This is a genomic window from Rummeliibacillus sp. SL167 (assembly GCF_007896505.1).
Lineage (GTDB): Bacteria > Bacillota > Bacilli > Bacillales_A > Planococcaceae > Rummeliibacillus > Rummeliibacillus suwonensis.
The window spans coordinates 748,442-768,447 of the sequence record NZ_VCBM01000001.1 but is presented as its reverse complement, the minus strand read 5'-3'; the positions used below and the strand labels follow the sequence as shown (position 1 = coordinate 768,447).

21 protein-coding genes are annotated in these 20,006 nt (G+C 34.9%); 11 read left to right on the top strand and 10 right to left on the bottom strand.

Annotated features, from left to right (window positions below; all coding sequences use genetic code 11):
- Positions 1-48: 48 nt before the first annotated feature.
- Positions 49-684: a LysE family translocator gene (locus FEZ13_RS03440; protein WP_146551476.1), complete on the bottom strand. Its 636-nt coding sequence runs from the start codon at positions 682-684 to the stop codon at positions 49-51.
- Positions 685-1,144: 460 nt separating this feature from the next.
- On the opposite strand from FEZ13_RS03440, the gene FEZ13_RS03435 reads away from it, so the two are divergent.
- Positions 1,145-2,092: an aldo/keto reductase gene (locus FEZ13_RS03435; RefSeq protein WP_146551475.1), complete on the top strand. Its 948-nt coding sequence runs from the start codon at positions 1,145-1,147 to the stop codon at positions 2,090-2,092.
- A gap of 147 nt (positions 2,093-2,239) precedes the next feature.
- Positions 2,240-3,250 carry a CAP domain-containing protein gene (locus FEZ13_RS03430; protein ID WP_146551474.1) on the top strand — a complete coding sequence of 337 codons (1,011 nt, stop codon included), beginning with the start codon at positions 2,240-2,242 and terminating at the stop codon, positions 3,248-3,250.
- 200 nt (positions 3,251-3,450) lie between these two features.
- Here FEZ13_RS03430 and FEZ13_RS03425 read toward each other — a convergent pair whose 3' ends face one another.
- Genes FEZ13_RS03425 through FEZ13_RS03415 form a run of 3 tightly spaced genes read right to left on the bottom strand, consistent with a single transcriptional unit; the run spans position 3,451 to position 6,434 of the window.
- Positions 3,451-4,275, bottom strand: a complete 825-nt coding sequence (locus FEZ13_RS03425) for an ABC transporter ATP-binding protein (protein ID WP_146551473.1) — start codon at positions 4,273-4,275, stop codon at positions 3,451-3,453.
- The gene (locus FEZ13_RS03420) at positions 4,272-5,273 is read right to left on the bottom strand and encodes a FecCD family ABC transporter permease (RefSeq protein ID WP_146551472.1); all 1,002 of its coding nucleotides are present in this window, start codon (positions 5,271-5,273) and stop codon (positions 4,272-4,274) included. Before FEZ13_RS03420 ends, FEZ13_RS03425 begins: the two co-directional genes overlap by 4 nt.
- Before the next feature lie 21 nt (positions 5,274-5,294).
- Entirely contained in the window at positions 5,295-6,434 is a 1,140-nt protein-coding gene (locus FEZ13_RS03415) for an ABC transporter substrate-binding protein (RefSeq protein ID WP_146551471.1), read from the bottom strand.
- A gap of 395 nt (positions 6,435-6,829) precedes the next feature.
- Between FEZ13_RS03415 and FEZ13_RS03410 the strand changes: the two genes are divergently transcribed.
- Both FEZ13_RS03410 and FEZ13_RS03405 read left to right on the top strand, forming a co-directional pair.
- A complete protein-coding gene (locus FEZ13_RS03410; RefSeq protein WP_146551470.1) occupies positions 6,830-7,444 on the top strand; it encodes a hypothetical protein in 615 nt (204 codons plus the stop codon).
- Positions 7,437-8,042, top strand: a complete 606-nt coding sequence (locus FEZ13_RS03405; protein ID WP_146548520.1) for a hypothetical protein — start codon at positions 7,437-7,439, stop codon at positions 8,040-8,042. Before FEZ13_RS03410 ends, FEZ13_RS03405 begins: the two co-directional genes overlap by 8 nt.
- Before the next feature lie 223 nt (positions 8,043-8,265).
- Here FEZ13_RS03405 and FEZ13_RS03400 read toward each other — a convergent pair whose 3' ends face one another.
- Together FEZ13_RS03400 and cyoE are read right to left on the bottom strand one after the other, a co-directional pair.
- On the bottom strand, positions 8,266-9,609 hold the full coding sequence (locus FEZ13_RS03400) for an ISL3 family transposase (protein WP_146551469.1): 1,344 nt from the start codon (positions 9,607-9,609) through the stop codon (positions 8,266-8,268).
- 169 nt (positions 9,610-9,778) lie between these two features.
- Positions 9,779-10,726: a heme o synthase gene (cyoE, locus tag FEZ13_RS03395; protein WP_146549915.1), complete on the bottom strand. Its 948-nt coding sequence runs from the start codon at positions 10,724-10,726 to the stop codon at positions 9,779-9,781.
- Between the two features lie 1,076 nt (positions 10,727-11,802).
- Here cyoE and proC point away from each other — a divergent pair.
- A complete protein-coding gene (gene proC / locus FEZ13_RS03390) occupies positions 11,803-12,597 on the top strand; it encodes a pyrroline-5-carboxylate reductase (protein WP_146551468.1) in 795 nt (264 codons plus the stop codon).
- A gap of 82 nt (positions 12,598-12,679) precedes the next feature.
- On the opposite strand, the gene FEZ13_RS03385 is transcribed toward proC, so the two are convergent.
- Complete coding sequence (locus FEZ13_RS03385; RefSeq protein WP_146551467.1) at positions 12,680-13,204, bottom strand: hypothetical protein; 525 nt, start codon at positions 13,202-13,204, stop codon at positions 12,680-12,682.
- A 148-nt stretch (positions 13,205-13,352) separates the two neighbouring features.
- Between FEZ13_RS03385 and FEZ13_RS03380 the strand changes: the two genes are divergently transcribed.
- Positions 13,353-13,577 (top strand): KTSC domain-containing protein, encoded by a 225-nt coding sequence (locus FEZ13_RS03380; RefSeq protein ID WP_146551466.1) that lies wholly within the window; start codon positions 13,353-13,355, stop codon positions 13,575-13,577.
- A 226-nt stretch (positions 13,578-13,803) separates the two neighbouring features.
- Here FEZ13_RS03380 and FEZ13_RS03375 read toward each other — a convergent pair whose 3' ends face one another.
- Positions 13,804-14,160 carry a hypothetical protein gene (locus FEZ13_RS03375; RefSeq protein ID WP_146551465.1) on the bottom strand — a complete coding sequence of 119 codons (357 nt, stop codon included), beginning with the start codon at positions 14,158-14,160 and terminating at the stop codon, positions 13,804-13,806.
- 187 nt (positions 14,161-14,347) lie between these two features.
- On the opposite strand from FEZ13_RS03375, the gene FEZ13_RS03370 reads away from it, so the two are divergent.
- The 3 genes from FEZ13_RS03370 (at position 14,348) to FEZ13_RS03360 (ending at position 17,527) form a co-directional block, all read left to right on the top strand.
- On the top strand, positions 14,348-15,079 hold the full coding sequence (locus FEZ13_RS03370; protein WP_370467608.1) for an AzlC family ABC transporter permease: 732 nt from the start codon (positions 14,348-14,350) through the stop codon (positions 15,077-15,079).
- The gene (locus FEZ13_RS03365) at positions 15,076-15,396 is read left to right on the top strand and encodes an AzlD domain-containing protein (RefSeq protein ID WP_146551464.1); all 321 of its coding nucleotides are present in this window, start codon (positions 15,076-15,078) and stop codon (positions 15,394-15,396) included. The genes FEZ13_RS03370 and FEZ13_RS03365 overlap by 4 nt, the downstream gene beginning before the upstream one ends.
- 958 nt (positions 15,397-16,354) lie before the next feature.
- On the top strand, positions 16,355-17,527 hold the full coding sequence (locus tag FEZ13_RS03360) for a cation:proton antiporter (RefSeq protein ID WP_146551463.1): 1,173 nt from the start codon (positions 16,355-16,357) through the stop codon (positions 17,525-17,527).
- Between the two features lie 220 nt (positions 17,528-17,747).
- Here FEZ13_RS03360 and FEZ13_RS03355 read toward each other — a convergent pair whose 3' ends face one another.
- Complete coding sequence (locus tag FEZ13_RS03355; RefSeq protein WP_146548514.1) at positions 17,748-17,933, bottom strand: hypothetical protein; 186 nt, start codon at positions 17,931-17,933, stop codon at positions 17,748-17,750.
- Between the two features lie 328 nt (positions 17,934-18,261).
- Entirely contained in the window at positions 18,262-18,447 is a 186-nt protein-coding gene (locus FEZ13_RS03350) for a hypothetical protein (protein ID WP_146551462.1), read from the bottom strand.
- A gap of 176 nt (positions 18,448-18,623) precedes the next feature.
- Here FEZ13_RS03350 and FEZ13_RS03345 point away from each other — a divergent pair, with 176 nt between their 5' ends.
- A complete protein-coding gene (locus FEZ13_RS03345; RefSeq protein WP_146551461.1) occupies positions 18,624-19,376 on the top strand; it encodes a GTP pyrophosphokinase in 753 nt (250 codons plus the stop codon).
- Positions 19,377-19,443: 67 nt separating this feature from the next.
- Positions 19,444-19,959, top strand: coding sequence for a thioredoxin domain-containing protein (locus tag FEZ13_RS03340; RefSeq protein WP_146551460.1), 516 nt, complete (start codon positions 19,444-19,446; stop codon positions 19,957-19,959).
- Positions 19,960-20,006 lie beyond the last annotated feature (47 nt).

Here is a 20,006-nt window from a genome sequence, read left to right as displayed (position 1 = left end):
TAGAAAGGAGATTTGATGGTCGCAGGCAATTGATCCACTCTTCTTTTTTTAACGGATATATTTGATCAAATCGTTCAAAAATTCATATATGAAATAACCCGCAAAAATAAATAATAGTCCTCCTGCAACGATAGAACTCCATTTGATCATATTTTTGCTCATTACTTTTCTCGTTGTTGCAACAATTGAAAGTAATCCAATATCATGCACTAAAATACCTGATAATACACCAACTGCTGCAATGATAAAACTTCCAGAATGTGTCGACTTATATGTTTCTGAAAGGACGGCTCCAAAAACAGATACCCAGAATACCAAATTTCCTGGAGAAACCGCAACTAGTATTCCATTTTTATATGTACTCCAAAAAGACTTTGTTGGTTTTTCACCAGCTAATGTTATGTCATGATCTGCATTTTTGATCGAATCATAGCCTAGAAGAGCTAAAAAACATGCACCAATAATCCATAATGGCATCTGGACATATGGTAATGACAATACAGAGGCGAGCCCAAAATATAAAGCGAATATTAAAGTAAGATCGATTGTCATTCCTCCTAATCCAACTGCCCAACCGTGGATAAAACCGTTTTTTAGGCCTTGTTTTGTCATTTCAACTGTAATTGCACCAATAGGTAAAGCAATTGCCAGTCCAACTAATAAATATTTAATATAAATTTCCAACTAAATCCCCTTTTCCTTTTACCTTGCCAAACAATCTTTCTCTCGATATGATATATGAAATATTCAACGTTCCAATATTCAACAAAAGCTTGTCCTCTCATTTTCAGTATTATTATGCTTAAAAATGTATAATAAGTCAATATAGTCATTAAGTGAAACTTCCGTCCATAAAGTTTTCTCCTCTCCATACAGAAAGAATGCAAGTCAGAGACAAGGCGTCAAGCTTTCGGACAAAATTTCAAATAATAGAATTCTAATGTTTTGCATTTAATAGATGAAATCTTTTAAGATGAAGATGGTGGAAATGAGAAATTGAACCAGTATAAATAGCAGTAAAAAAAGTCAGCAAATATGCAGTTTCCTAAAAATAAAATTTTTAAACACTGAAAAAATCATCACTATACTGGTTCTGCTGCTTTCCGCTCATGAACTATTATGAAAGCGAAGGAGGAAATTTCTTATGGCAATTGATCATCAACTAAAAGTACAACTTGGAAAGTCTAGTTTATATGTAAATCCAATCGGACTAGGTACGAATGCTGTCGGCGGACATAATCTATATCCAAATTTAGATGAAGAGGCTGGTAAAAAACTAGTTTCAGAAGGCATTGAACATGGCGTAAACTTTATTGATACTGCATTTATCTACGGAGTAGGTCGTTCAGAAGAACTAGTCGGCGAAGTCATCAAAGAAAGCGGAAAACGTCAAGATATTATTTTAGCAACAAAAGGAGCCCATGTTGTAAACAATGATGGACACATTACTTTTGATAATTCCCCCGCCTTTTTACAAGATGCAGTAGAGAGCAGTTTGCGTCGTTTAAATACCGATTATATAGATCTTTTTTATATCCATTTCCCAGATGAAAAAACACCAAAATACGAAGCCGTAGGTGCTCTAAAAGAATTAAAAGATAAAGGCAAAATTCGAGCAATCGGTGTTTCAAACTTCTCCCCTGAGCAACTAAAAGAAGCCAATCAAGATGGCTATGTAGATGTTTTTCAGGGCGAATATAATTTGATTAATCGTAGTGCAGAACAAAACTATTTCCCGTACATGATTGAAAACCAACTGTCTTTTGTTCCATACTTTCCATTAGCCGCAGGAATTCTTGCTGGTAAATATACAAAAGATACTAAATTTAACGATTTGCGCGCAAAAATGCCTCATCTACAAGGTGAAGCGTTCATCGCAAATCTCGCAAAAGTTGAAAAGCTTCGTGAAATTGCTCATTCAAAAGGTGTTGAAGTCCAACATATCGTATTGGCTTGGTATTTAACACAACCAGCTATTGATGTAGTTATACCTGGTGCAAAACGCGCTGATCAAGTATTAAATAATCTAAAAACATTGGAAGTACAACTGACAGCCGATGAAATCGCATTAATCGATCAAATTTTTTCTTAATACTACTGCTAAAAAGCAGAATTTGATCTTTATCACAGCAAATTCTGCTTTTTATTTTAAACATAACAATTGCTCAATCATTATATCTGACAAATGACGAATAGATACTTTATAATGCCAGTAAGAGTTAAATTAGGAGCAGAATATATGGTCAAACTATTCAAAATATTACTATTAATAATCGTCATTTTTGTTGGATATAGATTTAGTCAAGAGCTAAAAGACCATCCAAAATTAGTAGAGCAAATAACGACAGCCAGCCAAGATGTAAAAGATGAAGCGCTTAAAACCATCGAAAAACTTCAGAAACAAAAAGAACTCGCTGAAGAACAGCCTAAAGAAATAAAAGTGGATGAATTAGGAATACCTAAGATGACTAACAAAGCCAAAATGACGTTGGCCAGTGAATATCATAAAAAGTGGCGTGTATACGAAGATCATTACCAAAACTTTACCTTACTACTCCCCAATAATGATGGAGGTTATATCGCTGGAAAAAATCGTACAATATTTGGAGCTACCACAGGTAAAACAACTTTCAACACATTAAAACAAAAACTGGGAACACCACTTTCACAAATCCAAAAAGGAAACATAGTTTATGAACTTTCTCAAGACCAAGAACAATTGGTCTATCATATAGATGGTTATTTTGTCACCTTCTTTTTTGACCAACATAATCATTATAAACTCCGTTCTGTTCAGTATATAAAGAAAAATATTGAAATGCAGAAAAAAGGATATTATGGACAAGCTAGTCGTGAGTTAAGAGCTGCATATGAAACGTTGATGGTTGAGCTTATCAACGAAAGTCGTGTTGAATTTGGGCTAAAACCGTTAACTTACGATAAAGGTCTAACAGGACAAGCGCGACAACATAGCCAAGATATGATAGACAATCACTACTTCTCACACACCGGCAGTGATGGCAGCCAACCTTATACTAGAATGCAAGCTGCAGGTTATAAGGAGCAAATGTATGCTGAAAATATTGCTTATGGTCAATACAGCAGTATCTACGCTCATGAAGGCCTAATGAATAGTCTTGGTCATAGAGAGAACATCTTAAATCCGAAGCTAACACATGTTGGCGTTGGTGTAGCATTCGATACCAATAATGTTCCCTATTATACGATTAATTTCTACAGACCATTTTAAATTCTACTTTATAGGAGTTTCCAATCAGGCTTTTGCGGGAAGTCGATCTTTACTTTTTCCTTGCATCTAAGGAATCTTACTGCCGTTCATGAAAAAACACTATAGAAAACTAGAAAATTTCCAAGTTTCCTATAGTGTAAAGCTAAGTATTGATAGCTATTCAAAAAGTACTCTCAATCTATTTGATAAGAAAGAAATCATCAAAAGATTATATTTTTTTCTTGTCCAAGCTCCTTTGGTACCATTGTTTCTAATAAATAATTATCTTCTTCATATATTATTTTCTTCAACTCAATGCCAAAGTATTCTTTCATTTGTGGCTCAGTCATTACCTCACGTACTTTACCATGAATCACTTTCTTCTTCTTGGCTGTCATCAATACATGATTCGCTAGATAAAAGGCATGATTGGGATAATGCGTATTAATGATACAAGAGATCCCGTGTTCAATTGATAATTTTTTGATGGTTTGTAGAATAATGATTTGTTTCTGGATATCTAAATGTGATTCTGGTTCATCTAAAATCAATACTTCCGGATCTGATACTAGTGTCCGAGCAATCAAAGCCAATTGTAATTCTCCACCACTTACCTCATTGCATGATTTTTTTGCTAAATGTAAAATACCAACAGCTTCTAATGACTTATAGGCGGCTTCATAATCTTTTTTACTTGGTTTCGCCAACATGCTGATATAGGGTGCACGTCCCATTACTACTAAATCCTCGATCGTGAAGCCAAATATCATTTTATGTGCCTGAGGAACATAGCCAATTCTTTTCCAAATCTCTTTTCGACTATAGCTTTTTAATGGTTTATCATCAATGAAAGTTTGACCTTTTTTCCACTCCAACAATCCTGTAATACACTTTAGCATCGTTGTCTTCCCTGCACCATTCGGTCCAAGTATAGCCATTATTTCTCCATTATTTAACGTGAAGTTTATATCTGTTTCATATAGATTTGGTCGTTGTTCTTTCTTATGGTCATAATAATAGTTGCCATCTTGTACTTCAATCTTCATGACCAACCGCCTCCTGTTTTTCGTAATAATATAGCGAAGAAAGGAGCTCCAATAATGGCTGTCAGTATAGACAAAGGAATTTCGGTCGCCGTAATCGAACGAGCAACGGTATCAATAAGCAATAAATAAACCGCACCAATTGAGACAGACACTGGTAACACATGCTGATTATTATTTCCGACTAGCATACGCGCAACATGTGGAATGATCAACCCCACCCAACCAACGATTCCCGCTACTGCTACAGATGCCGCCGTAATCAACGTTGCGCCAAAAATAACGGTCCACTTTAACCGAGTCAGGGGAATTCCAAGTGATTTTGCTTCATCATCTGGTAATGTAAGTAAATTAATGCGCCAGCGCAATATATATAAAATAATCATACCAATGATAATAATTGGGCCACCGATCATTAAATCATGATAAGATGCTGTTCCTAAGCTCCCCATTAAAAAGTAAGTAATGGCTGGCAATTTGTCTTCTGGATCTGCTACAAACTTTGTCAGTGAAACCAATGCTTGAAACAATGCTGAAGTTACTACACCAGCTAATACATACATAAAGAGGGGAGAATCTTTTTTGTATCCAGCAATCATGAATGTAAAACCAATAGCACATAGTCCAAATATTAATGCAAAAAATTGTGCGATAAAACCCGTATTGAACAATAATATTCCTAAGGAAGCGCCAAAACCAGCTCCTGCAGAAACACCTAAAATATCAGGCGACACCAATGGATTGGCGAACATTCCTTGAAAACTAGCACCTGCAATAGATAATCCCCCACCGATCAAAATAGCCAATAAAATTCGAGGTAATCGAATATTCATCACTACGGTTTCTTCCATATTTGACCAAGTTTTAGGAAGGGGAAAAACATGCGAAAACAAAATTTTCAGAATCTCAGGCAAGTCAATGGTATATCGACCAATTCCTAAGGAAACAAGTGCCACAACAATTGGAAGAATCCAACATAAAGCGATTGTCCATTTTTTCATTTATCGTCATTCCCTATTCAATTACTGTAGTGCTGAATCAGAGGATGGGTGAAGAATTTTTTCAGCTTCGTCATCTGATACATCATAAGAATAAAAATCTTTATAATAATTCTTTATTTCTGTTTTCATATCATAAGTAAATAAATCCGGATAATTTTTTTGTGCCATCCATTTCAACATTAATGGTGCATCCCCATTTGGTGGGAACCAACGGTAAATTCCGACTGGCGTTTTATAAACTTTCCCCTCTTGAACTGCTTTTACTTGGCTCCAATCTTGCCCAGCAATTTTATTTTTCAATAAATCCTCTGGTTGTGTAGCCGTAAAATCGGTAATGTAGATGATATCTGGATTCCATTTATAAATTTGTTCCATGTTCACTTCTTTTGTTCCCACGATATCTTTTTGTGCCACATCTTTCGCCCCTGTAGCGTTTAACCACTGATTACCAAAGAAGTTATTTCCAGCTACCACAATGGAATCTTTTGAATGATTAAACAATACCATTGCGCGTGGTTTTTCAGATTCCTTTACTTTACTTAATTTTTCATTTAACTCATTTTGAACTTTTTTACCTTCATCTAAAAATCGGTCCGTGCGTTCTGTCGTTCCAGTAATATCACTAATCACTTTCAACCAACTATTAAAGGTTCCCATTGGCTCCGTATTTTTTACTGCGTCAATTGCCTTGATCCCCATAACAGGAATTCCTGTAGTCTCAACCTTTTTAATCGTTTTTTCATCAGCTGTGCCTTCAAAGTATATTTGAGGATCTATTTTCATTAATTCTTCTACATTAACTTCACCATTTTTGACAAACGATGTATCAGCTTTTAAAACATCTGGAGAAATTTTTGCTAAAATCGAATTTTTAGCGGCACTATATGAATTGGGATGCATCCCTACTATTTCTTTGGTTGAATCTGTTGCCACATACCAAGTTGAATAGAATGGTAAGATTCCTCCTGTCACAATGCGATCGACTTTAGTTGGGATTTTAACATCACGTCCTAACTGATCCTGTACAACTTTTTCTTCTTGTGTTGTTGCTTTATCTTTAGAATCTGTTGCATTGTTTGTTGCGTCGTTTGAACCACAGCCAGCTGTTAAAGCAGCGATTAGTGCTGTAGTTGCTAATAATGTTAATCTTGATTTTTTCATTTTTTCTCACCTCTATACTATTTTGCAAATCTATATGGAAGATTATATAGATTCAATCGAGCAATACCTTGCTCTAAAACACCGTTTTGGAAACTTATATATGGATATATGAATACACCATTGATTTCAAATGACCCCTGCTTTCTTGGATTATTTTAAATGATAACGATTCTCATTATAGTTGATAATTATTTTCAATTCAATGAGATTGATTATCATTTATAAAATTTCGACATAATTCGACAAAAAGTAAAACACAAAACACAAAAATGATGTAAAAACGCTTTCAAATCATCAATTATGTATTAAAAATAATGTTTGATTATTAAATAATGTCTTGTATAATTGGTGATGTGTTTTAAATGATTATCATTATCAATTACAAGGAGGATAAAATGAATAAAAAATTAACGATTTTAAAACTGGATCCTATGCATGCGTTTGGAGAAAGCAGTCGACATTCAGAAAAAACTTGGAAAGAAATTGATCAATATGATTTGAATCGACAAGATTTATCAAATATAGATGTTCTTGTTATCTCGAATTTTGTCGATCAAGAATATTTATTAAAACAGAAAACCATCATTGAAAATTTTCTAGCTGATCAAAAAATTGTTGTTTTTTGTGGGCATCTTTTTAGAATGTGGTTGCCAGGGGTTTCACCGTTTATCCCTGAAAGAGTTCAGACTTTTTCCGATTATGAAGTTTTTACGACTAACAATAATTCTGGTATTTTCGATGGTGTTACAACTGGAGATATGACTTATAACAAAGGGGTCGCAGGATTTTTTGCTCGCGGTTATCATCCAGTTGCCCATGATGTAGAAGTATTATTGCGTTTTAAAAGTGGACATCCTGTAACATATATTGATCGCAGTAGTAGTGCCGGAACAATCCTTGTTCATGCAGGAAGAGATTTATTGGGTTATAGTTCGAATCATAAAACAACTGGTAGAATTCCCGATCAACTTTATACATGGTTAGAAAGAGAGGTACAAACTCATGCGTAAAATAGGCGTTGTCTATAGTGGAAATGATGTTCACTATAAAACTTTTCATGAACCTAAATTCAATCAATATATCCACAAGTTAATCTATTTACCTGAATTTCAAAATACATCTTTAGATGAACTGGATGTTTTAGTCGTCCCTTCACAATTGCATAAACAATTATTATTAGAAGCTGCTCCTAAAATTCATGCATTTGCTAACGAAGGGAAAATCGTCGTTGCCCTTGGTCCACAACCATGGAATTGGCTACCAAATCAAAAATGGGAGGAACGACCAACAAACTTTTGGTGGTGGCTTGAAAAAAATGCAAAAAGCGGACTTATTGCGAATCTTCCTGAACATGAGTTTTTCAACTATATCCCGCTTGAAAATGCAACTTGGCATCAGCATGGTGTATTTTGGCCTCCTGAAGGATGTGAAAAGATTATTACTGCTGAGGATGGTGGCGCATTCTTATATATAGATCGTATTTCAACAAAAGGAACTTGGATCATTACAACTTTAGATCCTGATTATCATTTTGGCTCCTATTTTATGCCAGCAACTGAACGCTTTCTGGAAGGATTCTTTCCCTATTTAGCCATTGGTAATATATAACATACAGTGTGAAATTTCATCCATCATTATATATTCGTTGAGCCAAGATCCCCACTCCCATTCGCTTGTTATATGTATCTTAAAGTAAGAGCTTACAAATTGTTAATATGACAAAAAACTCGGCATTTCCTTCGCAATGGAAATGCCGAGTTTTTTGGTTCTTTGTCAAATAACGTTGGTGAATAATATATGCCGACTAATTATTGGAAGATTGGCCATGCTTTTAGGCAGCCTTACACTGCTTAGGGGCGTGGCTTTTTTGTTCTGTTTTCTTAAAGTCTGTTTCAAATGGTTTGAGTTTAAAATGTAAAATAATTCGCTTTTTGTAATGATCGAAATTTCTATAACCATACGCCACGCGATTTAACACTTTGATTTTATTGTTCATCCCTTCGATTCTTCCATTGTTATAAGGATAGCCAAAGCTGTTTTGTATGTATGGAAGGTGCTTCTTCAGTGTTTTTAAGCTAGTTTTCATATAATTGGAAATGAAAGGTTGAACTGGATTTTCTAAGCTTGACGCCAACAGTTGAAAATCTTTCGTTTCCATTGCTTTTAAAAGAATTTGATAGAGTTCGTAATTCGCTTTTAATACGGGATCATATGCCAACATCTCCTCCAAGATACTGATTTCGAGACGTTGTCCAAATAGCGGGTAGTATTTGTATTCAACACTAGAAAGCTCTGATGCCTTTTTAAGAATTAGCTTCCAGTAGCGCTTCAGCCGACGGTACTTTTTCAAGTCTTCATTATTTGATGTTCTGAATTGATTCATCACATGGACACGGCACTTATTCATGGACCGATTGATTAACTGAACGAGGTGAAACCGATCGATAATGATTTTCGCATTTGGGAACAATTCCTTAATGACATTTACATAGCCTGCATTCATATCAATCGTTACCGTCTCTACATTTTGGCGATCTGTTAGACTGTAATTTACCATGAAGTGATTTTTAATGGCGAAGCTATCACGACGATCTAGAATGTCTAAAATATCCCCATTCAACACATTGATATACTCAAAAGCCATCGCACCTTTTGCGTATTTAAATTCGTCAAAAGAAAGATGTTTTGGGAGTTTAGCATGATAGGGCTTGAATTGTTTCGCCCCCTCATTAATCACGCGTTGAACAGTTGTCGGTGAAACCGAACAATCTTTAGAGATGGATTTTAGTGATTGGGCTTCAGCAGATTTAATCATCACTTGTGCTTTAACATTCTTTGAAATATAACAATTTTGTTCGACTATGGGTGTTTTAGCCGTGAAACTGTTGTTGCATTTTTTACAAAGAAAGCGTTGTTTTTTTAATAATAGATAAGTCGGATTAACCCCAGTGAAAGGAAGGGTAATACGAGATAATTGAGTCCCATTTTTATAAATGGTAAAGTTCGTGTTTTCAACCCCACAATTTACACAATGCGTAGGGCTGTAAGTCAATGTCCCACTGATATATTTACAAGCCTTTCCTTTAAAAGTACCTGCTTTAACACAATCTTCATCAAATGTAATGTTTGGGTCTTGAATATCGATTAAAGATTTAATACTATTAGAATATGACAAGTGAGTTTCCTCCTGAATAATGGTTTTAGTCGACTTTAATTCTACAGGGAATCTCACTTGTTTTCTATTATAAAAAGAAAATAACGTTAATGAAATCCCGTCACCTTCTCCAACTTTCAGGAGGAGGTGATTTTCATTCACCAACGTTATAAATTGTACAACCAGTTTTTTAATGTAATTTTAAAAATAGACCAACGATCGAATAAATAATAACCGTTGAAAAGAGAATCGTCATATGAAACAGTGAATAGACAAAAAGTAATGTTGCCCATTTCTTTGGTTCCTTTTTATGATAACCGTAAATATTCATCACAAGCCATGCAATACTTAACAACAAGGCAACTAACATTAATCCTTTACTCAACGTACCTAGTAAAAAACAACTAGCAGTTAATAGAACCAAATAGATATTCGTTGTAATATAGGTTCGTTTCATCCCTTTTACAACTGGTAACATCGGAACATTCGCTACACGATAATCGTCTTGCTTTCTAATAGCTATCGCATAAAAATGAGGCATTTGCCAGATTAACGTAATGACAAATAATCCTAAGACCGCAGGATGCATAATATTCGGATGAATTGCAGCCCAGCCGATTAACGGTGGCATCGCACCAGAAATACTACCGACTTCTGTATTATACACAGTATGTCTTTTAGTCCAAATCGTATATGGAAAGACATAAAAGAAAAGACCTGCAAATCCAAGTAACGATGCTAATGGCGATGCTATATAAAGAGCTATTAATCCAATTATCATAGAACCGATTCCAATGATCCATACATATATGATTTTGATATCCCCTGTTACAGTCGGACGTTTTTTCGTACGCTGCATAATGGCATCAATATCTCTATCATATAAATTATTAAAAGCACCTGCAGCAGCTATTACAAACGCTGCACCTATAATCGCACAAATAATATCAAGCCATCGATCGAATGGATTTAACTCATACGTATAAAGTGCTAGCGTTAAACCGGCCACCATCGGAATAAGATTTGATTTTATAATGCCTGTCTTGACTGTCATCGCTACTATTTTTGACATTGATGGCTTCGATACAGTGACAGCTGTATCTTGTGATGCTTGATCTCGTTTTGTGTCACTACCCATTATTTCGTTTTTCATTCCTTTTCATAGCAAGAGCGCCACTATATTATAACAACTAACTGATAAAATTTCATATCTAATGTTTCAATTGTTGAATCTATTTAAAGCAAAGTGCTATCAAATCGCTTGGCAATATCCATCCCTATTTTTTTCTTATCAAAAGGCTCATCAACGCAACATAGGGCTAATTGAGCTCTATCAGTATACTTTCTAGGGGGCGTCCTATGAGCCGCTTTAGTTTAGGGCAACAGGACATTGGTCACAGAGTCATTGCCACAGGACACGGTCTTAGACTCTGTTCTTTCAATTGCTCGCTTCAAGGTAATCTGGTCGCTAACCTCTAGGGTCGCATTGGTTCCGCTTCAGTCCATTTATGCTACATAAACTATCAATCTCGACTTTTGAGAAGGGCCTATCAAAAGCGCTTGAACACAAATATTCATGTAGCCAAAAACAACAACAATACTTTGATCATATCAAATCTTAAGTAGAATATAAATAATTACATAATCATGTCACAATAATGACATGGTTTTCTCATTTTCCTTTATTTAGGGATATACAAGAACACTCGATGCTATAGAATGTGGCCTTTTAGCCTGAATTTCTCTGATTCAGTATATGTTTGTACACCCGTTGAATCGGAAATAAAGTAAAGCTTCCATCAGTGGAGGGTTTCTTCATCCCCGACTGAAATAGAAGAACGAAAGTGAAAAGCGCCACGTCCTGTGGCAACACCTGAGGGACCAACATCTTGCCCGCCCAAACCAATCGGGCGCATGCGGCAGTTGATCCCCCACCTATCTTTCTCGCTTCTCTCTAAACCTTGAGGCGGGAGTCTTACTGCCCGTTAACGCGGGATAAAATCGCATTCATCTCACTATCTATAGAGAGAGGTAGGAGTTTTCTGTACCTGTCGCTGCGCTTTCTTCGCATAAGATAAAAACATTTGCTCCTGTCGCTGCGCTCTCGTCGCATAAAACATTGCTGAATCAAGATAAAATATTACCCAAAAGTATTTTTTCTCTCTATACTTAATATATTCGTACAAAAGTATTCTATTAGGAGTGTTTTATAAATTGAAATACGGTTTTATTGGGCTTGGCAATATGGCCACTGCCATTATTAAAGGAATGGTTCAAAATAATCATTTTAAAGCTGCTGATATTTTAGGATTCAATCGATCATTCGATAAAACAAAAAATTTAGTGGATACCTATCAAATTACAGGGTGCACCACTTTGGAAGAAGTGATGAAAGCAGATGTAATCATTCTTGCAGTTCAACCACAATCTTTCGCTGAATTACTGCCAAAAGTAAATGAACACTTATTCCGTAACCAAACAGTCATTTCTATTGCTGCCGGAAAATCCATCAACTATTTGGAAGCTAATCTCTCTAAGGCTACCACCATTATTCGTGTAATGCCTAATATCAATGCGATTGTTGGTGCTTCTACAACATGTTTTAGTGCTTCAAAAAATGCAACAAATGAAGCGAAAGAAATGGTCATCACCTTATTCCAAACAATCGGTTCGATCGTTGAATTACCAGAAGAACAGTTCACCATCTTCTCCGCTATTGCCGGGGCATCTCCAGCCTTTAGCTATATGTATATTGATACATTAGCTAGAGCAGCCGTACGAGCAGGGATGGATAAGAAACAAGCACTTCAAATCGCTTCAAGCGCTGTATTAGGGAGTGCAAAAATGGTGATGGAAAGCCATGAACATCCATGGGAACTTGTCGATCAAGTTTGCTCACCTGGAGGAACGACAATTGAGGGTGTCATTTCACTGCAGAATGATCAATTTGAAAGTACCATTTTTGATGCTGTCAACGCTGTCATAAAAAAAGACCACTCTCTTTCATAAGCGTAACTTCTCAGCAAGTATATAAAATAGCATGCTAGGAGTTATCTTCCCAGCATGCTATTTTTGTAGTATAAGTCCCTTCCTATTCTTGCTGATGTCCTTTCATATATCTTGCAGATTCCTTCGCAACTGTCTCACACTGTCGCATAAACCGCTTACGATCATCTAAAACTTCAGCATTTTTTGTTAACCCTGCATTTTTTAATGTCTTTTCAAAAGCCACTGCATTCTGCTTATCAGCTTTCTTCCATTTGGCAACGGCATAATCACTATTTTGCGGCAAATTCCGTAGCACTCGCTCAATCTGAGATAAATTAGATTTTTCTCTTTTTGATAACTTCCCGTTTGAAGGATAGGATTCTCGCATAACATGATCAATTGCATTTTGAATTTTAGTGGATTGAAATGAAATAAGCTCTGGATTTTTCCACTTATTTTCCGCCTGATATTGTATCGTAGCTTGTAATTGAACAAGAGGTACTTGAATTTCATCTATAAGGTAACGATCTTGATAAACATTATGCTGAATTAATGAATAAGCAATAAAAATCAAGGTCAATAAATTTGAAATAATTAAAAAAGTTATAAACTGTTTAATTTTCGACATCACAACCTCCTCACTATTATTATATTGAATTTTAAATAATAAAAACGAGATTTTGAAATATTTACAAATAATTAATAGTAAACGTTTTCATTTCAAACGAATATCTGTTAATCTTATTTTATAGACCAGTTATTTAAGGAGGAGATTTATGATGGAAATGAAAGCAGTGACTTCTTCTAAATTAGCTTCTGTCGGCTATCGACCAAATGCAATGATTTTAAGGATTAAATTTATAAAAGATGGTGTCTTCGAATACTACGGTGTTCCAGAAACGCTTTACAACGGGTTAATAGAAGCTGAATCGCCTGGCCGTTATTTTAAGCAATTTATAAAAGACAAATATCGCTATGTAAGACTGCAAAACCTTTCTTAATGGAGAATCCCAATCAGTCCAATCATACTGCTAATCTAGACGATTTTGCTACGGGTGGATGTTTAGAATAGACAAGGATAAGTAGCGTCACTCGCTAACCTCCTGCTGAACCTTTCTCCAGCAAGAAGATTTTATGTAGCTTTCCTTACCCGTAATCAAGTAAAAATAGTGTGCTAGGAATACTCCTAACATACTATTTTTACTTTTGAGATCGCTAAGATATGTGTTAATCGTTACATTCCTCCCTTTCAGAATGCATGAAAAAGTCGTTTTCTGTTGTTCCTGCATAACTAGATTGTATGATTTTTCCACCATTTACATGATAGTAATATCTTGCTTTTGGTTCATCATTAAATACAACTTGTATCGTCCACTCATTTATATGCGATTGCCAAATACCTGTTACAGAATATTTTACAATAATACTCTTCATATCACTCTCATAATACTCTTGATTATTCATTAAATAGTCCAATGTATCTTCATATTTTTGTTGTTTTCCAAAGTCAATATAAAGGAAAAATACGGCCATGACCAACAGGACAATAGCTATTATAGGAATGATGCTTTTTTTAAACGCCATATGTCCACCTTCCACTTCATTAATACATGAAAAGCAAAAATCGTGTCTATTTTATCAAAAGATCGAATGTTTGTCATATTGATGACAATTTTTTTATGATGAAATAGATTCATATTTTTAAGTATTGGAAATTGGTTTGTTTTTATTGTATTCTTTATAGACTATGATATTGCAAGAGGTGATTTTCTTGAATAGCCATACAGAAACCATGGATAAAGTTGGTTTTCATGAAGAGGATTCTTTCCTACAAGGTATTAAAGATTGTATACCAACATTATTAGGATACATAAGCATTGGATTAGCTTTTGGTGTAGTAGGATCTGCTTCTGGATTAAAATTATTTGAAATAGCTCTGCTGACCATACTAGTATATGCTGGTTCCGCACAATTCATTTTTTGTGCCCTAATTCTTTCAGGTACTCCCGCATCAGCAATCATTTTTACAATATTCATCGTAAACTTACGGCACTTTTTAATGAGTTTAACACTTGCTCCCAATTTCACTAATTATTCGGTCATACGAAATATTGGATTTGGCACATTACTGACTGATGAAACTTTTGGCGTTGCAATAACTAAAATTATGCGGACCAAAAAGATAAGCGGTAAATGGATGGATGGTTTAAATATAACTGCCTATTTAGTTTGGATTGCTTCATGTATTGCAGGCGCTTTTTTAGGCCAATGGATTGCTCATCCTGAAAAATGGGGATTGGACTTTGCTTTGACGGCAATGTTTGTGGCATTGCTTATCTTACAACTTGCAAGCGTTGGAAAAACAAAACTTGCAAAAAATCTTTTGTTAATCGGTTTAATTGCCCTATGTATGTACGTTTTCTCATATTTTATGCCCTCTCACTTAGCGGTTCTTATTTCGACAATCGTTGTGGCTACTGTTGGTGTGGTGATTGATCGGTGAGTACAACTTCTATTATTTGGATCATTGTTGGGTGTGCACTTGTTACATGGTTACCAAGAATTGTTCCATTTATCTTTGTTCGTAATGTAAAATTGCCTGAAGTAGTGTTAAAATGGCTTTCATTTATTCCCATTTGTATTTTAAGCGCATTGGTTGTAGAAAATTTGCTAGATACAAACGGCTCGTTCGTAACATTAGATTGGCCAGTTTTTGCTGCATTCATCCCTACCGTAATCGTTGCTATTTGGACAAAAAGTTTATCGACTACAGTCATTGTAGGCGTAATCTCAATGGCGGTCATTCGCTTTTTCGTATAATCGTTTAATAAAAGAAGGGCTACACTATAAGTGTTCTTATTAGTGTAGCCCTTTATGTTCACTACGCCTCGACGTAATTGTGTTTGGAGGTTTTATCTTCATTCAGTGAACGTTTGGTCATCCACTGATTCGTCCACTACATTTCCAATTAACAAGCTAGTTGTTGAAGGAGGTGTCTTCTGCAGCTAACAGTTTGATTTTGCCACAAAAACAAGGGGTTTTGTCGCTTTGCTTTCGTCTCAGAAAATTGTGAATGAAGATAAATTCATCCTATGAAATGAGTAAAAAAAATTAGAACAGCGACGATCAAAATCATAAAAATCGTTTCTATGAAATTCATCTCTTTCTCTTTTTTGTTGCGCATTTGTTCCCTATATAGCTGCTGAATTCGTTTCTTATTTCCATATTTCATCTCTATCCCTCCAGATGAATAACTACGATTATGATCTAAAGCTGCTTCTCATGTATTGTATGCAGAACGTTCTACAAATGGTTTCCAAAATCTTCTTTTTTGATAAGTTCTGTTTCATATACTATTGATAGACACATTCAAATCGCTTAAATGGCGCTTTTCCTTGGGAATCTATAATGATAAGACTCTATTTCTATAAGAAACTTGATTTATTTACTTTTCCGCAAAAATTTACTTTTTTCTTGTGAAATTGTTAACCGAAACCGTTATAATAGAATCTTCCATAATCAGCAGAATGCTTCAACTCTTGCTTATCTTCTATTGAATTTTTAAAATCTTGCGGTAGACTTATGATCAGTTCCTACAAGATAAGAATCTTTATCCTAAAAATAGCTAGCAGTTTTCTTATTCTCTGAAAAAAATATGTTATGATAGAAACATGTTATTTATTGAAGAAAGCTTGGGGTTTATATTTTACAGAGTTTATAGCCTCTGTCGTAATGATGAATTGTTCGAATCTTTAAACTTTTATCGGAGGCCTTGTTTATGGAGTTACTTATACAATTAGTTATAATCATCCTAGCAACTAAAATTGCTGGATTTATAGCTACAAAATTAGGACAACCCAGTGTTCTTGGGGAAATTATCGTAGGGATAATAATCGGTCCTGCTATTTTAGGACTAGTAGAAAACAATGATATGCTGCAAACTTTCAGTGAACTAGGAGTCATCTTCCTTATGTTCTTTGCGGGTTTAGAAACGAATTTGAAGGATTTAACCTCCAACTTAAAAGCTGCTTTATCCGTCGCATCCTTTGGTGTCGTTTTGCCACTGTTAGCAGGTTATTTTGTGGGAATAGGCTTCGGTATGGACCCCTCCCATTCTTTATTCTTAGGGATTGTACTAACAGCCACATCCGTTAGTATTTCTGTGCAAACGTTCCGTGAATTAGGTCAAATGAATACCCGTGAAAGTGCTACTGTACTTGGAGCAGCCATTGCAGATGATATTATTGGCTTAATCCTGTTAGCGATCGTTTTGAGTTTGACAGTCGGTGGAAACATATCTATTTCCATGGTTCTGTTCAAACAAGTGATCTTCTTTGCCGTCATTATTTTATGCAATTGGAAGGTCATACCGATTATTTCAAAATCCATCGACAAATTTAAAATTCCTGATCTTTCTATGGTTTTTGCTGTTGTATTATGTTTTGGTTATGCTTATTTTGCTGAATATATGGGAATTAGTAATATCATTGGTGCATTCTTTGCGGGTTTATCACTTGCAAGCGATAAGCATCGTGAACAATTTGAGGATAAGCTTTCACCGTCTGTTAGCGTTTTATTTATTCCTGTTTTCTTTGCAAGTATTGGTTTATCCGTTACGTTTGAAGGGATCGGGGATCATATTTGGTTGATCATTGTTTTATGTATAGTCGCTGTCATAACGAAAATAATCGGTGGCGGATTTGGTGCCAAAATTGCTGGATTTAATGTAATGTCCTCCACTTTGATTGGTACCGCTATGGTCTCACGTGGAGAAGTTGCATTGATTACTGCTAAAATCGGCCTCTCTAAAGGATTATTTTCCCAACAATATTTTACACCAATGATTATTGCAATCGTTTTTACAACAATCGTGACACCGCCACTATTAAAAATTTGTATCAATAAAAAAGAACAACACGAAATTGAAAAACAATCTCACGCTGTTCACTAAATTATATATTTTTGACATGAGCAATACTCAAAAGCAGCGAGCAGAAAATTTTCTCCTAGCTGCTTTTTATTTGAGTCTCAAAATTATAAATTTTTCACTCGAATGCGAGATAAAACTCCATTTCTTTGTCTATTGTGCAAAGCCTCTTTCGCTTGCACATAAAATGTTTTAGAACATGGCTTAATGGAAACGATGCAAAGAATAGAAACTTTTCTTGCTATTAAAACGGTAGGTCCGAAGAATGTTTTTTCATATAAAATTCCATTAGTTTTTGAAAATCTTTATATTTGACGGTCACATATTGTTCTCCATCTCTAGTTTCAACGGGTAAATCCGCACACGCTTCCTCCATCGTTTTCCTAAAATGTTCTGTACCATCAATCACGAAGTTCCATTCTTTTTTCAAATGATTCACCCTTTCATTTCATGTTGTCATTCTATCATTTTGTAAAAATATATTTCAAGATTGTAACTATTATACTTTAAAATTGACTCATCGCCATAACTTGAGGTTGACTTGCGTTCTGCCAGCGCCTTTCAAGGGACCACTTCATATTCGCTCCATATCATCCCATCTGAACACTATCCCAAGAGTCAAACTGGCTCCAGTCCACTGACGCTACATGTTCAATATCAACCACGGCTTTTGGTGAAGGTTTGAAACGAAAATGTTCTCTAAAATACCACAGTCATCTTCTAACAATCTTCATCCATTGCTTTTTGAATCGCGTTTATCAATCATTCTTGCTATTGTTCACCTTTGACCTTTTTGCATAATCATCAATATAAAAGAAAGCGGCAAAAGCGGCAAGTGACAACAAATAATAGTAGCTTGCCCCATTTTTCACTTGCACCATATAGATACCTGCCACAAAAACGATAATGGCAATAATTCTTAGAAAAAGCACTTTAACATTCATATTTAATCTTCCTTTCTATTAAAACATAGCTAACTACAAAAATATGTCAAGCATCATTTCGAAAGATTTATTCATTTTTTAATAATATCACCACTATTGATACAATACACGTGCTAAATCATATCAAATTTGAGAAAATAAGTGTAGGGGGATTATATTAAAGTAGGGGGACAAAAATGGTCGAAAAGCAAATTACCAACCAATCAAATCTTAAAGATTTCAGAGTAGATGTTACACGAAGGATGCTTCTTTATAAATTTGCCCTTGATGAGATCTCAACAAAAGTGAATATTTTACAAGAAGAATTCCAATTGATTCATGAATATAATCCGATTGAACATATTAATACGCGTGTTAAATCACCGGAAAGTATTTTAAAAAAACTTCATAAAAAGAACCTTCCACTTTCACTTCAATCGATTCAAGAAAATATTTATGATATTGCTGGAATCCGAATTATTTGTTCATTTGTTTCAGATATTTATCGTATTTCAAAAATGATTCAATCACAAGAAGATATCGAAGTGATCCAAATAAAAGATTATATTAAAACTCCAAAACCCAATGGCTATCAAAGCCTTCATATTATTATGAAAATACCTGTATTTATGACCTATGGAGAAGAACATGTCTATGTTGAAATGCAGATTCGTACAATTGCGATGGATTTCTGGGCAAGCTTAGAACATAAAATCTACTATAATTATAACAAAAAAATACCTAACTATCTCACAGATGAGTTAAAAGAAGCCGCTGAAGCAGCTGCTCACTTAGATAGAAAAATGGAAAATCTGAATACGGAAATCACACGCTTAAAAAAGGCCAATTTCAAAGGTGAAGAAACAATCGGTGAGCAAACTGATACAGAACGCTTATTATTCAATGAAATTGAAAAAGTCACAGGGTATATGGTCAATAACAACAATTGATAAATATTGATAAAATCAATAGCAATAAATTATAATGCGATATAATTTTTTGATGGAGAGTGATAAAATGACAGTGAAAAATGCATATTTGAGTTATGGAAAGAAAGAAGCACCTGTAAAAGTTGAAGTTTTCTTAAATCTAGCCTGTCCGTATTGTGCAACTTTTTATGCCATCGCAGAGGAAGTGTTAACACCATACATAAATGAAGGAAAAGTTGAATTTGTGGTCAAACATTTTGATAAACCAAGAGCCATGTTATTAAATGGCGCGTTGATTAATACATTTCTACACTATAGTGAAAAAAATCGAACTCGCGAAATTATAAAAGAACTCTTTGCCACTCAAAAAGAATGGAGCCACTTAACAGATCACGAAATCAAAAAAATGTTGCAAAAAAAATATGATTTAATTGAAAGATCCGAAAATACTTCAATCAGCTTGAAGATACTTGGCGAAACCATCGAACGACATATTACAATGGTTCCAACGATCTTTATCAACCACAAAGAATTCCAATATCCACGAGAATTGGACGCAGATGAACTTCGCTATGAAATTGAACACCAACTTGCAAAAGAATAATACTATGAGAAAAGAGGATATATGCTCTGTATTGAGCAAAATATCCT